Genomic DNA, 15,215 nt, shown 5'->3' with positions numbered 1-15,215 from the left:
CGGTTTGCGCCAGACGGTTTGCGCCATCAGCGGGCCGAGTATCCGGTGACAACGAGCCAAGCAGGAAGGTCGAGGGTCTTCGGCGCGATGCTGCGCACTTCGTCCAGGTCGGCTTGGTATGCCGGGGTTTCGGCGAACCACCGGAACATCGCCTGCATGTCCGCGTCCCCTTCGAGTGTTTCGATCGGAAGTTCCTCGTATCGAGCGGAGAGTCCCGTGTGCTCACCGAAAGCGCGTGCGATCTCAGTACCGGTGCGTTCATCACCGGCGATCTCGATTGCGCCTCCACGAATGTCGGCAGTGCCCAGCAGTGCGGACGCGGCCACAATGCCGATATCGCGAACAGCGATCATCTGCAGTTTGATCCCGTCGGGCAGGGGCAGTCTGAGAACGAGTTCGCCCTTGTCGAGCTGGGGCCCCATCGCGGCGAGGTTGTCCATGAAGAACACCGGTCGGATCAGAGTCACCGCCATATCGAGGTCTTCCAAGTATGCCTCGACGCGACGCTTGGATTCGAAGTGCGGGACGCCCGAATTCCGCTCGGCCCCACCGACGGAGTTGAAGACGATGTGCGGCACACCTGCTGCTGCCGCAGCTTGGGCCAGGGCCAGACCCTGTTGCGACTCACCTTCGGTGTCTCCGCTGCCCATACCCCCGGGCGGGAGTGTCATGAAGAAGAATGCTGTGGCTCCCTCCAGAGCGGCAGCCAGGGATGTCGGTTCATCGGCATCGGCATACGCCAGCTCAACCCCGCGATCGGCGAGGGATCGAGCCCGTTCAGATTCGGGGCTGCGCACCAGCGCCCGAACGTGCGCCCCCTGATCCACCAGTGCATCGACGACGGCGCCACCCTGCTTTCCGGTTGCACCGAAAACTGCGATGGGTCCTTGTGTTTCTGCTGCCATGATTCACTCCTCACATTGTGCCTGCGTCTGTGTCATTGTCTGTGACGGCGTTCAATATGGAGTCCCGCTGAGCATACCGGCGACTAGGCCGAGCACCGCGATGACGGCCAGAATGATGACGAGTACACGTTTGCGCATACTCCCGATTCTACGGGGGACGTCTGGGCTGTGTCTTGGCCTCGGATCACCGGTCGGTCGACTCCAACTTGCCGCGACGATTGCGTTTGATGTGCCCCAATCGGATGGCTTCGCGCACCGACGAGCGGAAACGTCCGGGCCCCCAGTGACGGGCACCGATAGCGCGGTGGAGCTCCGTCTCCGAGACCGGCTGCATGTCGCGAATGTAGTCGATGATGCCCTGCACCTCATTGGCCGAGACTTCGGGTGGGACATCACGGGAGGATACTGACGGCCACGGGGCATATGCTCCGGCCGAACCCGGCCCCGGACGCAGCCGGTCGCGTTTCCTCATCTCCTGGCGCCCTGCCGCTGGCGTCGGCTCCACGGTGCCGTCGGCATCCGAGCCTTGGCCGGCACCCGCCTCTGCGGCCATCTTCTCCTCGACCTTCCCCTTGGCCCCATCGGCATCTTCGGCGGTGAGCGGGCGGGCGATATCCTCGAGGTTCGCCCCCTCAGCCTTGACTCCGAGGAAGATCTCCGCGATGCCACCCAATGCCATGACTCCGGCGCCGATGCAGAAGGCCATGGCAACCAGGGACCGGTTGCCGGATTCGATCATCCCGCCGAAGAGCAGCGGTCCGGCGATGCCGCCGGCGGCTGTGCCGATGGCGTAGAAGAATGCGATCGCCAGTGCCCGGGTCTCCATCGGGAAGATCTCGCTGACCGTGAGATACGCCGCGCTGGCACCGGACGAGGCGAGGAAGAAGCAGACGGCGAGGATGATGAGGAAGAGCCAGGCATTGCCGATGTTCGCGTTGAAGACGAATGCCAGAATCACCGCTACGACTGCTGAGCCCAGATAGCTGAACGAGATCATCTGCTTGCGGCCGATCGTGTCGAAGAGCCTGCCGAGGACGACGGGGCCCGCGAAGTTGCTCAGCGACCACAGGATGATGAAGATCGGAACGGTCCCCGCAGCCACGCCGTAGAACCCGTGGAAAATCGTCCCGAGGTTGAAGGTGATTCCGTTGTAGAGAAACGCCTGCCCGACAAAGAGGACAAGGCAGAGGACAGCACGCTTCGGATAGAGCTTGAAGGCGACCTTCGCGAGCTCGGCGAAGGAGATCGTCTTGCGTTGGCGGATCGTAATAGTACGGTCTGGCTCGGGCAGACTCTGCTGCGTCGCCTCCTCGATGCCGGACTCGATGCCTTCGACGATCTTCTCGGCTTCGTCTTCCTGACCGTGGATGAAGAGCCACCGCGGACTTTCGGGCACATTCTTGCGGACGACGAAGACGAAGATCGACAGCAGCGCGCCGACGGCGAAGGCGAGTCGCCAGCCGATCATCTGCGGCAGGATGTCGGTGTTGAGGAAGAACAGGGTTGTTGCGGCACCGCCAGCAGCGCCGAGCCAGTAGGAGCCGTTGATGATGAGGTCGATGCGCCCGCGCACTCGGGCGGGGATGAGTTCATCGATGGCGGAGTTCACGGCCGCGTATTCGCCGCCGATCCCGGCTCCGGTGAGGAAGCGGACGAGGAAGAAGTACCAGGGTGAGAAGGAGAACGCGGTGGCGACGGTTGCCACCAGGTAGAGGACGAGGGTGATGAGGAAGAGTCTGCGGCGGCCGAACCTGTCGGTGAGCTGGCCGAAGACAATGGCGCCGACGCACGCTCCCAGCACGTAGATCGCACCCGCGGTGCCGATCTGCCCGGCGGTCATCGAGATGCCGCTGCCGTCCTCTGTCATTCGGGCGGCGACATTGCCGACCATGGTGACTTCGAGTCCATCGAGGATCCACACGCTGCCCAGACCGACGACAACCATCCAATGGAACCTGGCCCATGGGAGTCGGTCCATGCGGGCCGGCACATCGGTTGTGATGGTTCCGAGTTCAACATCCTTGCTCATCAGACACCTCGCTGCATCAGTTCGCACCGGCCAACTTTTCGCGCTATCTACCGGGGAGTCTAAGCAGACTCCCCCGCGCCGACAAGGGCTGGTTTTACGATCGCACGAGGAGTACTCTTCGCTGTTGATCGGAAGACGTGCTGAAGTTTATTCGCTTCGCCGAGCCGCACGGATGAGCACCACAGCGAGCACTGCACAGAGCAGGTAGATCACTCCGACGACCGCCCAGCCCAGCGAGAACCCAGCGGGCGAGCTCACCAACAACCCCATGGCCACCGGGCCGAGGGCGAAGCCGGTGAACATGCCGGCCGTGACCATCCCACTGGCCGAAGCCATCGACGTCGCTGGGATCGAGCGCATGAGAGCACTCATGAGAACCACAGAGACTCCGAGCGCCGAGGTGCGGTGCAGTGCCGCCGCAACCCACAGCATCCACGCCCAGCCGGATACCCCTGCACCGTAGAACATCACTGCGCCACCGACGGCGATGAAGGCAAGAAGCAGGAGCAGGCGGGGCCCCGATGCACCACGGGCCATCTGCCTGGCCCAACCCACTCGGGCGGCCACGCCGATCGCCCCGGCCACCGCCGCGGTGATACCGCCGAGGACGAGTGAGAATCCCAGTTCGCGCACTGAGAACAGCGGCAAGTAGACATTGGTGGCCTGAACCCCTACCCCGTTGAGCAGGCCGAAAGCGGCGAGGGCCCACACCATGCCGGGGTAGCGCGACGAGGTGACGGGAACTGACTCGGCCGCCTCGGCGGTGGAGGTCTTGGGTTCGTCAGCCTCGGATTCGGCGGTGGAAGTGGTGGTGTCAACGGACCGCGAGGCTGCATCCGTGAGCAGCGGTGTCTTGCGCAGCGATCGCCACGACAGCACCATCAGAAAGAGAGGGACGAGTGCGATGAGCAGTGCCGCACCCCGCCATCCTGCAACCGCGGCCAACAGCGGAAAGGCCAGACTCGCCGTCAACTGGCTGACCTGGACTCCGGACTGTTTGATTCCCACCCAGCCGATGCGTTTGGACGTCGGGACGCGTTGGAGAAGGATCCGGTTGGTGACCCCGTTGGGGAAGGACTGGGCAATGCCCGAGGCGGCTGCGGCGATCAACAGCATCCAAAACCCCGCCGGGATCGCGACCAACATCAGTGCAGCTGCGGCGAGCACGAAGACCACGGTCATCAGAGAGTTGTCCGAGTGCTTGTCCGCAACTCGGCCCAAGGTCGCGTTGCCGATGGCCGCGCACGCGAAGCAGGCTGTGGCCAGCAGACCGAATTGGGCTTCCGAGATCCCGAGGTCGACGATGATCGAGTCGCTGACGGCGCTGAGCCCGTAGAGCATCAACGGCCCGGCACCGACGGCGCCCAAGAGCACCGTCAGCAGGCCCCGACTCGGCACTCGCTGCTCGTGTCTATCCACTCATCACTCCCCTCGTACCCTCATCCAGCATGGTAGGCGCCCGCGTGATTGGGGTGGCTTGAGTCCGAGTGGTGGCCACTTCACCGAGGTCGGTCAGGGCATGACGCAGCCGGCGACCAGCACCGTGGCGTAGGAGTAGAACACTGAGGAGAAGACGGTGACGAAGGCGGCGAGCACACTCACCAGAGCCACCACCGGCAGTACCCCGGATGTCATTTTGGCCGGTGAGACCAACTGCCGAATGCGGTCGGGTCCGGCGATATTGAGAGCATGGAGGCCGCCGAGGTGGTCGCTGAGGTTCGTGGGCTGCCCGATCTTGAGCAGCGCACTGGCCAGAGCCGGTGTGCCGGCGACCTGCTGTGCCCGGTCATCGGCAGCGATCTCGAGGTAGAGCGGGATGGAGGCGGCCACCTCGGCGAACAGGGGAATGAACGACAGCGGTCGCACGAAGGTGTCGACGATTGCCATGATCCGATGATGCCCACCCTCGACGTGGGCCTTTTCGTGCTCGAGCACGGCGGTGAGCTCATTCTTCTCCAAGCTCGCGCACAGGGCTTCGGAGACGATTACGCCGCCGTATTTCTGCGGCAGGGAGAACGCGAAGGGGGTCCGGACGTCGAGGATGTTGAGTGAATGACCGTTGATATCGGCGACCGCCGAGTCCCGGTGCAGACGCTGGGCGGCAGCCGAGTTCGCCTGCCTGCGACGAGTCCGCCGATGCAGCGCCCATACTACGGAGACGAGTGAGAGCACAAGCGGGAAGATGAGGAAGAGGACCACCGGAACCAAAGTGTCGACCTGCGCGAGCCCGGGGAACGGGCTGGCCGCGATGAGGCACCGCTGGCACACATCGGCGAGGGGAACGGGCAGAACATCCGGACCCTTGAACAGCGAGGCCGCCATGAGGCTCATCGCGGCCACGACCGCCCACCACATGAGGGGCACCAACAGGAGCCCGAGCACTGCCAGTCGCGGGACCCGCATGAGAACCGGCGCTGCAGCTCTCACCAGAAAGGGCCCGATCCAGGAGACGAGGGCGAACAGAGTGAGCGCGCCGACCCCGCTGAGCAGCAGACTCATCCGCGTTCATCCTTGGAGTTGAGGTAGCCGCGGAGAAGCTCGACATCCTCGGCACCGATGCCTTGGACGAAGTGCAGGATCGAGGCCGCCCGGTCTCCCCCGTTGACCAGCGCCTTCTGCATGAGCGTCGCCGCATGCTCTTCGCGGCTGATGATCGGAAGGTGCTGCACCGATCGGCCCTGCCGCTCACGCCGCACTAGGCTCTTCCGCTCCAGATTCGTCAGGACGGTCGCGATCGTCGTATAGGCGGGAACATTGTCCGAGGCTTCGATGATCTGCCTGACCGTCAATGGGCCCTCATCCCACAACAGGTCCATGACCTGCTGTTCGAGCGCACCGAGGCGGATCGGCGAAGACTTCTCGGTCGAATCCGACACTGATGTCATGCCTGAGCGCTCCTTTCACGAGTGGGTACCGGGCAGGAAAACTGCCCCTTGAGGCGGACGACCACCGCGACCAGCAGCAGGACGACCGACAGGACCGCCAGCACGGGCTGAAGCGGTGCGAAGTATGTGAGAGCCCCAGTATAACCGAGCACGACGAGCGCGATCTTATTGCACACCGGGCAGCCGACGGCGAACCAGCCGAGCATGCCACCCACCGTACCGAACGTGCCCCCGCGGCGCTCGGAGCTCGTGACGCGAGCGCCAGGCTCGCGGACATAGGTGGCGACGAGCACGCCCAGGAGGACCGACATGAGAATCCAGACCGGATAGTCCCACCACACGGGCGGAATGTCCCTGGAGAAGAAGGAATTGGGGATGAGCACCGTGGACAACCCGATGATGATTGTGGATGCACCGGCGGCCGCAATGGCGACGAGGATGCGGCGGGTGCTCCACATGCGAAGCGATTGGGCCGCCTCACGGAGATAGGAGAACAGCAAGAGGGTCCCTTCGTTGCGCAGCGTCGGACAGAATGTTTACTATGGAAGTTAGTATACTATTCAGGATAGTAAAGTTCCATGACGCGTTGCCTCGGCTGCGCGCTGATCTGACTCTCCCGACCCGACTTCCTCAGGAGGTTCCCGTGTTCCGTTCTGCTCGCGGCCCCATGGTGTGGCTCGTGCCCTTGGCCGTCATCGTCCTCGCCGCAGTGCTCATCGGCGTGGTCATCGTCAACCAAGGCCCTTCCGAGGACAACGCGAACGCGCATTCCCAGAGCGAGTCGGGAGCCGGTGGCGAGTCCGGAGCCGGTGGCGAGTCCGATCCCGGCACCGAGGAGGTCGACCTGTCGTTCGTCGAGCACAGGGTCGAGGGCGACAGTCACGCGCTCGGCGAGGTCGATGCCCCGGTGACTCTCGTGATGTTCTCCGACTATCAGTGCCCGTATTGCGCTTCCTGGAATGAGGAGACGCTGCCTGCCATGATGGATTATGTGGACAAGGGCGATCTGCGCATCGAGATGCGCGATCTCGCCGTCTTCGGCGAGGAGTCCGAGAGGGCGGCTCGCGCAGCCTATGCCGCCGGCCTCCAAGGAAAGTACTGGGAATTCCACAATGCCATGTTCGACGGTGGCGAGCATCCCCCTAAGTCCGAGCTCGACGACGACTCGCTGGTTTCCGCGGCCGAGGATCTCGGCCTCGACCCCACGAAATTCAAGGGTGACATGAACTCGGTCGACGCCCATGAAGAGTTCGACGCCACTGCCCAAGAGGGCTACTCGCTGGGCGTGGCCAGCACCCCGACATTCGTCATCGGCGGCAAACCCCTCGTCGGCGCGCAGCCGACCAAGGCATTCGTCGGCTCCGTCGACGATGCCCTCGCCGAGGCGGAAGGGTAAGGAAGCGTGCGACCACGGTCCACCGCCTCGGCGGTTCTGCCCCTCATCGTCGCCGTTGTCCTTCCGCTCAGCGCCTGCTCGGGGTTCGGCTCGGGCTCACAGTCGTCCGAGCCGAGCACGGCAGGCTCACAAGCTCCGAGCTTCGACTCCGGTGAAGCTGCGAGCGTCGAGTCGGGTGAAGCAGGCAGCGCTTCCGCTGCGGAACGCACCGTCGACCCCGGCTGGGACGCCCCGGCCCAGGAAGCGGACGGGACATTCCTGTCGATGCACGAGAACGACGACAGCCTCGAATATCGCGCCGTCGACTCGGGTGGTCAGGTTCTGTGGACGGCACAGCGTCCCCGCGCCTGTTCCGCCTACCTCGTCACCACCACCGACGACGGACCCATCGCAGTCCTCATGGACCAAGGCTCTGCGACAGGCGACTCACTCACACCGACCGCGAGCGGCTATGACCTCACAACCGGCCAGAAACAGTGGGGACCGGTGGAAACACCCGGAGCAATGCTGGGCAACGGCCTCGTCTTCGCGGGCGCACCGAAGGACTTCATCGGAATCGCCGGGCCCCGCACCGCGCTCGACCCGGCCACCGGAGATGTGGCCGCTGTCGAAACTGAAAATGAGAGCGACGACGCCTCGCCGCGGGTGGTCGCGCTGTTCGGTGAGCACCTCATTCGCAGTCAGGACGGCGACATCGTCGGGGAGGATCTCGACGGGCACAGGCTCTGGACTCGGGCAGCCGAGGACTTCGGTTTGTCGGCCTCCGACGCCCGGGAGGTTCCCTGGGAGCCGATCGGTGAAACCCACGCGCTGCTGGGCGATGCCGGCAGCGAGGAGCGAACGCTCATCGACCTGGACTCGGGGGCGAGCGTCGATTCGAATATCTCTGGGGCCTGGTTCGACTCATCGAGCGAGACCCTGGTCACCGCCGGGTCCGATCTGCTCGGGTTCGACTCCGACGGGACCAAACGCTGGAACACGCCTTTGCCCGAGAACGCCGAGGTCGCTGCCGTGGGTGCCGGTCTCATCGTCTTCGACTCGGAGAGTGGGAGCCGCTCATCAAGCGGGAGCCGCTCGACAAGTGGGAGCGGCTCCTCGAGCGGTCATGACTCAGATCGCGCGGAGACGGAACGGCCGGTCACTGCCAGATCTGCCCGGGACGGAAGCCGGGCCGAAGGCGGCACTGCCCTGCTCGAGGCGATCGAACACCTCGGGTCGCCCCACCACATCTCCGAATCCGGTGCCGCGCTCATCGGTGACCCGCAGACACCGCTGTTGGTCACGAGTCGGAGCTGACGGTGGCAGCGCCAGACCGCCGTCATCTACACTTTACTAATCCGCATAGTAACTCAGGAGTGGTGATATGCCGAGACACGAAGCGCTCAGGCCCCAATACCGATGGTGGATACCCCTCACGGTCATCGCCGTTGCCCTGGCTCTCGTGCTCATGATCCTCCTCATGGATCGCGAGCAGAACAATGAATCTGCCCAAACGACCGCCGGCAAACAGAAGGAACCGAACGTCGTCGTCACCGAGGTCGAGGATCCCGAGCAGAAGGATCTCAGCGACTTCGACACTGACGATGACGATCCCCTGGCCGACGGACCGGTGGATGCCCCGGTCACACTCGTCGTCTTCTCCGACTATCAGTGCCCGTACTGTGCGGCCTGGTCACAGGACACTCTGCCGACAATGCTCGACTACGTCGACTCCGGTGATCTGCGCATCGAATGGCGCGAGGTCAACGTCTTCGGATCCGCATCCGAACAGGCAGCCGAGGCAGCCTACGCGGCAGCCCTGCAGGACAAGCACTGGGAGTTCCACGAGAAGCTGTTCGCCGGAGGCAAACCACGGTCGCCGGAGGAGCTCTCGCCCGAAGCGCTGACCTCCGTGGCCGCCGACATCGGCCTCGACATGGAACAGTTCGAGGAAGACATGAACTCGTCTGAGACGGCCGAGGCCGTCGATAAGAACGCGGCGATGGGCACCGAACTCGGCGCGTTCTCGACTCCGACATTCATCCTCGACTCTCAGCCCTACGTCGGGGCCCAGCCCACCAGCGTCTTCGTCGACGCCATCGAAGCGAAACTGGAAGAAGCGAACTGATGGACATCGGATTGCTCAGCGCCTTCATCGGCGGCGTCCTCGCTCTGCTCAGCCCCTGCGCGGCCCTGCTGCTGCCGGCCTTCTTCGGCTCCACAGTCGGCGTCGGGTCACGACTGCTGCTCCACGGCGGCATCTTCTACGTAGGAATGCTGCTCGTCCTCATCCCTTTGGGAATGGGGGCAGGAACCCTGGGAGCACTCTTCACCGCCTATCGGGGCACCATCGTCCTCGTCGCCTCGGCGATCCTCATCATTCTCGGCATCGTCCAGTTCTTCGGCTTCGGCTTCGACCCCGCTAAGGCGCTGCCCGGCGCCGACGCCATGAGGTCCAAGTCCGCCACGGCGACGGGAGCGACGAAGACATTCCTCCTCGGCGCCACGAGCGGGATCGCCGGAGTCTGCTCCGGGCCCATCCTCGGCGCGGTCCTGACTCTGGCGGCCACACGCGGCAGTGTGTTCCTCGGCGGCGTGATGCTCGCGATCTACGGGGCCGGAATGGTCGTGCCTCTGTTCATCACCGCGGCTCTGTGGTCGCGGATGGGACCGCGGGCACGGGCAGTCATGCGCGGTGGTTCGGTCACGCTGTTCGGCCGCCGACTGCCGGTCGTCTCGATGGTCACCGGGGCGCTGATGATCCTCATCGGGATCGTGTTCTGGATGACCAACGGCCTGGTCTCGGCTCCATCGCTGGTCTCGACGTCCACCCTCGCCCATATTCAGGAATGGGCGAGCTCCTGGACGACGACGACGATCGACATCCTCGTCGTCTGCCTGCTGGCTCTCATCGCGATCGCATTGTGGTTCCGTCATGAACGCCGTCGCAACCAGGGCAGGCCGGACAAGGACAGGCGGGACCAAGATATACAGACCAGAGACGAGCCGAGGCACTGATGCCTACACGAGGACTCTTCGCAACAGCGCTCGGCCTGTGCACGGCGCTGGCGCTCGTCGGCTGCACCTCGACGAAGGAGCCGCCCGAACTCGACCGTGAACCAAACCAGGCCGGGACCGAACTCGACGCGGTCGACGGCTCCGACATGCAGCTGCCACTGATCGTCGAACCCCTCGAACTCGTGGAACCGGGCTGGGATCTCGACGTCAAGCACCTCGGCGATGTCTTCCTCTCAGCCGGCATCGGTGACGAACGTCTGGGCTTCAGCGCCGTCGACAGCAACGGCACCACACTGTGGCAGGCGCAGCGGCCCCGGGGCTGCACGGGATTCACCGTGACCGTCGACAGCGAAGGGAATCCACTGGCGGTGCTCACCGACTCCGCCTCCGATCAGAGCTGCAGCACCGAGGTGACGGCGAGCGCCTACGACCTCGAATCGGGTGAGCAGCGGTGGGGTCCGACTGAGGTACCCGGCCCGATGCAGGGTCCGGGGACGGTCTTCTCGCCCGCCGACGATGAGGCCGAAACTGTGGCACTCGATCCTGACACCGGTGAGGTCGCGGACCAGGGCGCTTCGGATTCTCGTGTGCTCGGCGAGCATCAGGGTCTGATCCTCAGCGTCGATCACGACACGCTCTCCGCCGCTGACGGCGCAGAGACCGCTTGGGAGATTCCGCTGTCGGATCACGACTGGAATGCCGAGGGGCTCACAGCATTGACCGAGCAGGTCGACGGTCTCATCCACCTCGATGCCGGCGATGGGTCCGGGCCCGTCATCGATGCGGAATCCGGCGATGTCGTCGACGACTCCGCCAGCGAGATCGCCCAAGACGCGAACTCGCAGATGGTCATCACGAGGGATGCGCAGGGCCTGACGGTCATCGATGCAACAGGGATGAACGAACTGCCCGTCTCTCTGCCCGAGTCCGTGGTCCTGGAAGCTGCCGTCGGCGGACTCATCTACCTGCGCGAGGGCGAGACTCTGCGGGTCCACAATGCCGCCACCGGCAGCATCGCCCGGGGCTACCCGGCGCAGGGGTCGGGCACCGTCGCAGTTCCCGACGTCTTCACCTCGAAGGGCTTGGGAACTCTGCGGGCCGGTGACCGGACCCTGCTGGCCACAGACAGGGTGGTCGAAGAGTCGGCACAGGGGTAGCGCGGCTGTCTCGACCGCCCGAATGTTCGACGCAAAGAAACGACTCTTCGGGCAGACTGGTGCCATGGCATCATCTGGGCACATCGATTCGACCGGCAGCAGCACCGGAGGCAGCAACGACCCCGGCCACCGGACGCTGTGGGCCAGGGTCAAGGCCGATCTTGAGCGGAGGATCAGGCGGGGAGAGTTCGACAGCACCTTCCCGGGCGAATTCGAGCTCTCGAAGCACTACGAGGTCAGCCGCTCAACGATCCGTGCAGCACTGACACCCCTGCGCCAAGAAGGCCTCGTGACAGCTCAGCCCGGGCGTCCCTCCGAGGTCGTCCATGTCGCTAGGGAGCGTCGGTTCGGCCCGGTCTACAGCCTGTTCGCTGCGGTCCAGAAATCAGGGATGACACAGCGCAGCACCATCGACGCTGCGGAACTGCGCAAAGATCCCGAGGTCGCGAAGCGCCTCGGCGTCGGACCCGATGCAGACCTGGTCCACATCGCGAGGATGAGGTACGCCGACGATGAGCCGCTGGCCATCGATCGCGTGTGGCTGACACACGAAGCACGCGGAGTCCTCGAACAGGATCTGACCCACACCGCCCTCTACGATGCCTTGCAGCGGTGCTGCAATCTCACCCTGACAGCAGGACAGGAGACCGTGCATTCGGTCAACCTCACCTCTGAGCAGGCGCGCCGTCTCCACTCTCAGCCCGACTCAGCGGCCTTCTTCATCGAACGCCTGGGCAAGATCGACGACCGGGCGCTGGAATGGCGAGAAACTCTCATCCGCGGTGACCGCTTCACCGTCACGACCACCTACCCCTGAGTCCCACCGCCTCTCGCCCCTCCTCACAGCACACCTGACACCGCAGGCTCTGCCCAACACTGCCCGGGCGCGCACGGACGTGCCCTACCACTGTCCGCGCCCGGGCACACACTGCCCCTGCCCGTCGGGCACGCACTGGCCGCGCACTCCACAGTGCTTCCTCGGTCGGGCTCCGCAGTGATCACATTGATGTCCTCCAGGGCTTTCCTCCAGCCATAAATGTACGTACATTAGAGATGTACGAACATTTGAACGGACCATCTGCAGAAATTTCCCTGTGCCGTCGGCCAATCGCCGCTCAATCGCGGCGGGCGCCACAGAACCAAGGAGGGATCGACAGTGAGCATGCACCATAGGACCGTCGTCATCGGTGGAGGGAACGCGGGCCTCAGCGTGGCCGCCCGTCTGCGCAACGCCGGCCAGGACGATGTGGCAGTCATCGAACCGAATACCGAGCACTACTATCAGCCGTTGTGGACGCTCGTCGGCGGCGGCGCGGCCCCGCGCCGGGAAAGCGTTCGCCCCGAAGCGCAGGTCATGCCGCAGGGAGTTGCCTGGATCAAGGACTCGGCGTCTGAGATCGAGCCCGACGATCACACCGTGAGGCTGGCCTCCGGTGGCGAAGTCGGTTATGACTACCTCGTCGTCTCTCCCGGCCTGCAGCTCGATTGGGACCGTGTGCCGGGTATGAAGGAGGCCATTGCAGGGCCACAGGCATCGAGCAACTACGATTTCGAGTTGGCACCGAAGACGTGGAAGCTCATCAAGGGCATGAAGCGCGGCACTGCCGTGTTCGCCATGCCTTCCGGGCCGATCAAGTGCGCTGGAGCTCCGCAGAAGATCGCCTATCTGGCGGCCGATCACTGGAGGCAGCAAGGGGTGCTGGATAAGATCCGCGTGGTTCTCGTCCTCCCCACGCCGGGCATGTTCGGCGTCGAGGTCTTCGCCAAGGAGCTCAAGAAGGTCGTGGAACGCTACGGCATCGAGGTCCGCTTCAACAGCGAAATCACAGACATCGATGCCGACGCTCAGTCCGTGACCATCACAGACAATTCGGCTGAGCGCAGCGAACAACTCGACTACACCATGCTCCATGTCGTCCCACCGCAGTCCGCACCTGATTGGATCAAACACAGTCCCGTGTCGAAGCCCGGTGACCCGAACGGCTACGTCGACATCGATCCCAACACCCTGCAGCACGTGCGCTGGCCCGAGATCTTCTCCCTCGGCGACGCAGGATCGTCGCCGAACTCGAAGACAGGCGCTGCCATCAGGAAGCAGGCTCCGGTCGTGGTGGAGAACCTGTTGGCAACAATGGAGCACCGGCCCGTGAACGCCCGCTACGAGGGCTATGCCTCCTGCCCACTGACGACATCGCGAAACACTATGCTCTTGGCGGAGTTCGACTACAGCATGCAGCCGGCTCCGAGCATCCCGGTCATCGACACCACGCACGAACGTCGCGACATGTGGTATCTCAAGCGCTACGGCCTGCCGGCCATGTACTGGAACCTCATTCTCAAGGGACGAGCCTGAACTCCCTGCCCGGCACTGCCGCACACAGCAGTACCCCACCCTGCACATGACGAACATCGGAGAATATTCATGCTTCTCGAACGCATCTACGACGAAGACCTATCGCAGGCCAGCTATTTCATCGGCTGCCAGCAGACGAATGAAGCCATCGTCATCGACCCTCGGCGGGACGTCTCCGTCTATCTGGACCTGGCCCGGTCCAAGGGCATGCGCATCATGCATGTCACAGAGACCCATATTCATGCCGACTACCTCTCCGGGACCCGCGAGCTGGCCGAAGCCACCGACGCGACCATCTGGGTCTCGGGCGAAGGCGGACAGGACTGGCAATACGGCTTCGCAGGTCAGCGCCTCTACGACGGCGACACCATCACCGTCGGCAACCTCACCCTCGCCGCGGATCACACTCCCGGGCATACTCCTGAACACCTCTCCTTCCGGCTGACCGACGGTGCCGCCGCCGACAAGCCCGGCTACTTCTTCACCGGCGACTTCGTCTTCGTCGGAGATCTGGGGCGCCCCGATCTGCTCGACGAGGCTGCAGGCGGTGTCGACACCCGATTCGAGGGCGCCAAGCAGCTCTTCCGCAGCCTGCGCGACAAGCTGCTGGCACTGCCCGATTACGTTCAGATCTTCCCCGCCCACGGTTCCGGCAGCGCCTGCGGCAAAGCCCTCGGCGCCGTTCCCACGACCACGGTCGGATACGAACGGAACTTCTCCTGGTGGGGTCGTCATCTCGCAGCCGACGATGAGCAGGGCTTCATCGACGAACTTCTCGAAGGGCAGCCGGATGCACCTGCCTACTTCTCACGGATGAAGCGGCAGAACCGTGAGGGACCACAGATACTGGGACACCGGAATCCCCTGCAGGAGCTCGACGCCGAGGCGGTGAAGAAGGACGTGGAGGAGGCCACAGTGACCTTCGTCGACACTCGAAACCAGCACCAGGTCCATCAGGGAACCGTCCCCGGGGCGATCAACGTCCCGGTCGCCGGCAAACCCGCCGCCCATGCAGGCTGGGCCCATGATCCTGAAGCCGATTCGCGTCCACTCGTCCTGCTTGCGAAGGATCAGGACCTCGCACAGCTGATGTGGGACCACCTGATTCGCGTCGGCATCGACGACGTCACGGGATATGTGACCAGCCTCGACGAACTTCCCGTGGTGGTGCCCGAACTGGTGTCACCATCCGATCTGGGCACGACCGACTACGATCTCCTCCTCGATGTCCGCAACGCCTCTGAATATGTCGCGGGGACCATCCCTGGGGCGAAGCAGCTCAGTGCAGGTCGAGTCCTATGGCACCAGGACGAGCTGCCGGCGGACGGGACGATCGTGACGTTCTGTCAGAGCGGAGTTCGCAACTCTGTGGCCGCCAGCGCCCTGCGCAGAGCCGGTCACCGTGTCGTCGAGCTCGAGGGCAGCTACCTCGGCTGGCAGGCCGCTCAGAAGTAGGACCGACCTCACACGCATCCGGCGCCACCGTGCGCCGG

Annotated in this window: 14 protein-coding genes; 8 read left to right on the top strand and 6 right to left on the bottom strand. The window is 64.2% G+C overall.

Features of this window, described 5'->3' with window-relative positions:
* Positions 1–26: 26 nt before the first annotated feature.
* The 6 genes from INT40_RS11645 to INT40_RS11620 all read right to left on the bottom strand — a co-directional run bounded on the left by INT40_RS11645 (position 27) and on the right by INT40_RS11620 (position 6,277).
* Positions 27–905: an NmrA/HSCARG family protein gene (locus tag INT40_RS11645; RefSeq protein WP_193096100.1), complete on the bottom strand. Its 879-nt coding sequence runs from the start codon at positions 903–905 to the stop codon at positions 27–29.
* 184 nt (positions 906–1,089) lie between these two features.
* Complete coding sequence (locus INT40_RS11640) at positions 1,090–2,934, bottom strand: MFS transporter (protein ID WP_193096099.1); 1,845 nt, start codon at positions 2,932–2,934, stop codon at positions 1,090–1,092.
* Positions 2,935–3,081: 147 nt separating this feature from the next.
* Positions 3,082–4,353 (bottom strand): MFS transporter, encoded by a 1,272-nt coding sequence (locus INT40_RS11635; RefSeq protein ID WP_193096098.1) that lies wholly within the window; start codon positions 4,351–4,353, stop codon positions 3,082–3,084.
* A 93-nt stretch (positions 4,354–4,446) separates the two neighbouring features.
* Complete coding sequence (locus INT40_RS11630; RefSeq protein ID WP_193096097.1) at positions 4,447–5,433, bottom strand: M56 family metallopeptidase; 987 nt, start codon at positions 5,431–5,433, stop codon at positions 4,447–4,449.
* A complete protein-coding gene (locus tag INT40_RS11625; RefSeq protein ID WP_193096096.1) occupies positions 5,430–5,819 on the bottom strand; it encodes a BlaI/MecI/CopY family transcriptional regulator in 390 nt (129 codons plus the stop codon). The genes INT40_RS11630 and INT40_RS11625 overlap by 4 nt, the downstream gene beginning before the upstream one ends.
* Positions 5,816–6,277 (bottom strand): hypothetical protein, encoded by a 462-nt coding sequence (locus INT40_RS11620; RefSeq protein ID WP_226823664.1) that lies wholly within the window; start codon positions 6,275–6,277, stop codon positions 5,816–5,818. Before INT40_RS11620 ends, INT40_RS11625 begins: the two co-directional genes overlap by 4 nt.
* 185 nt (positions 6,278–6,462) lie before the next feature.
* Here INT40_RS11620 and INT40_RS11615 point away from each other — a divergent pair, with 185 nt between their 5' ends.
* The 8 genes from INT40_RS11615 (at position 6,463) to INT40_RS11580 (ending at position 15,177) form a co-directional block, all read left to right on the top strand.
* A complete protein-coding gene (locus tag INT40_RS11615) occupies positions 6,463–7,215 on the top strand; it encodes a DsbA family protein (protein WP_219618759.1) in 753 nt (250 codons plus the stop codon).
* 6 nt (positions 7,216–7,221) lie between these two features.
* On the top strand, positions 7,222–8,511 hold the full coding sequence (locus INT40_RS11610; RefSeq protein WP_096157501.1) for a hypothetical protein: 1,290 nt from the start codon (positions 7,222–7,224) through the stop codon (positions 8,509–8,511).
* 67 nt (positions 8,512–8,578) lie between these two features.
* Complete coding sequence (locus tag INT40_RS11605) at positions 8,579–9,322, top strand: DsbA family protein (protein ID WP_193096095.1); 744 nt, start codon at positions 8,579–8,581, stop codon at positions 9,320–9,322.
* Complete coding sequence (locus INT40_RS11600) at positions 9,322–10,212, top strand: cytochrome c biogenesis CcdA family protein (RefSeq protein ID WP_009884259.1); 891 nt, start codon at positions 9,322–9,324, stop codon at positions 10,210–10,212. The genes INT40_RS11605 and INT40_RS11600 overlap by 1 nt, the downstream gene beginning before the upstream one ends.
* Positions 10,212–11,369: a hypothetical protein gene (locus tag INT40_RS11595; protein ID WP_009884260.1), complete on the top strand. Its 1,158-nt coding sequence runs from the start codon at positions 10,212–10,214 to the stop codon at positions 11,367–11,369. Before INT40_RS11600 ends, INT40_RS11595 begins: the two co-directional genes overlap by 1 nt.
* Positions 11,370–11,391: 22 nt before the next feature.
* Complete coding sequence (locus INT40_RS11590) at positions 11,392–12,186, top strand: GntR family transcriptional regulator (RefSeq protein ID WP_009884261.1); 795 nt, start codon at positions 11,392–11,394, stop codon at positions 12,184–12,186.
* Between the two features lie 339 nt (positions 12,187–12,525).
* Complete coding sequence (locus tag INT40_RS11585; protein ID WP_373270354.1) at positions 12,526–13,722, top strand: FAD/NAD(P)-binding oxidoreductase; 1,197 nt, start codon at positions 12,526–12,528, stop codon at positions 13,720–13,722.
* Between the two features lie 69 nt (positions 13,723–13,791).
* Complete coding sequence (locus tag INT40_RS11580; protein WP_009884889.1) at positions 13,792–15,177, top strand: MBL fold metallo-hydrolase; 1,386 nt, start codon at positions 13,792–13,794, stop codon at positions 15,175–15,177.
* The last annotated feature ends 38 nt before the right edge of the window (positions 15,178–15,215 follow it).

It is taken from the genome of Brevibacterium sp. FME17 (assembly GCF_014897515.1).
GTDB lineage: Bacteria > Actinomycetota > Actinomycetes > Actinomycetales > Brevibacteriaceae > Brevibacterium.
The sequence above is the reverse complement of the archived record's forward strand: the minus strand, read 5'-3'. Positions and strand labels throughout refer to the sequence as shown.

Excerpts from the sequence above, each read along its gene's own strand:
- INT40_RS11645 (WP_193096100.1), bottom strand. The coding sequence starts at position 905 with ATGGCAGCAGAAACACAAGGACCCATCGCAGTTTTCGGTGCAACCGGA.
- INT40_RS11640 (WP_193096099.1), bottom strand. The coding sequence starts at position 2,934 with ATGAGCAAGGATGTTGAACTCGGAACCATCACAACCGATGTGCCGGCC.
- INT40_RS11630 (WP_193096097.1), bottom strand. The coding sequence starts at position 5,433 with ATGAGTCTGCTGCTCAGCGGGGTCGGCGCGCTCACTCTGTTCGCCCTC.
- INT40_RS11625 (WP_193096096.1), bottom strand. The coding sequence starts at position 5,819 with ATGACATCAGTGTCGGATTCGACCGAGAAGTCTTCGCCGATCCGCCTC.
- INT40_RS11620 (WP_226823664.1), bottom strand. The coding sequence starts at position 6,277 with ATGTGGAGCACCCGCCGCATCCTCGTCGCCATTGCGGCCGCCGGTGCA.
- INT40_RS11605 (WP_193096095.1), top strand. The coding sequence starts at position 8,579 with ATGCCGAGACACGAAGCGCTCAGGCCCCAATACCGATGGTGGATACCC.
- INT40_RS11600 (WP_009884259.1), top strand. The coding sequence starts at position 9,322 with ATGGACATCGGATTGCTCAGCGCCTTCATCGGCGGCGTCCTCGCTCTG.
- INT40_RS11595 (WP_009884260.1), top strand. The coding sequence starts at position 10,212 with ATGCCTACACGAGGACTCTTCGCAACAGCGCTCGGCCTGTGCACGGCG.
- INT40_RS11590 (WP_009884261.1), top strand. The coding sequence starts at position 11,392 with ATGTTCGACGCAAAGAAACGACTCTTCGGGCAGACTGGTGCCATGGCA.
- INT40_RS11580 (WP_009884889.1), top strand. The coding sequence starts at position 13,792 with ATGCTTCTCGAACGCATCTACGACGAAGACCTATCGCAGGCCAGCTAT.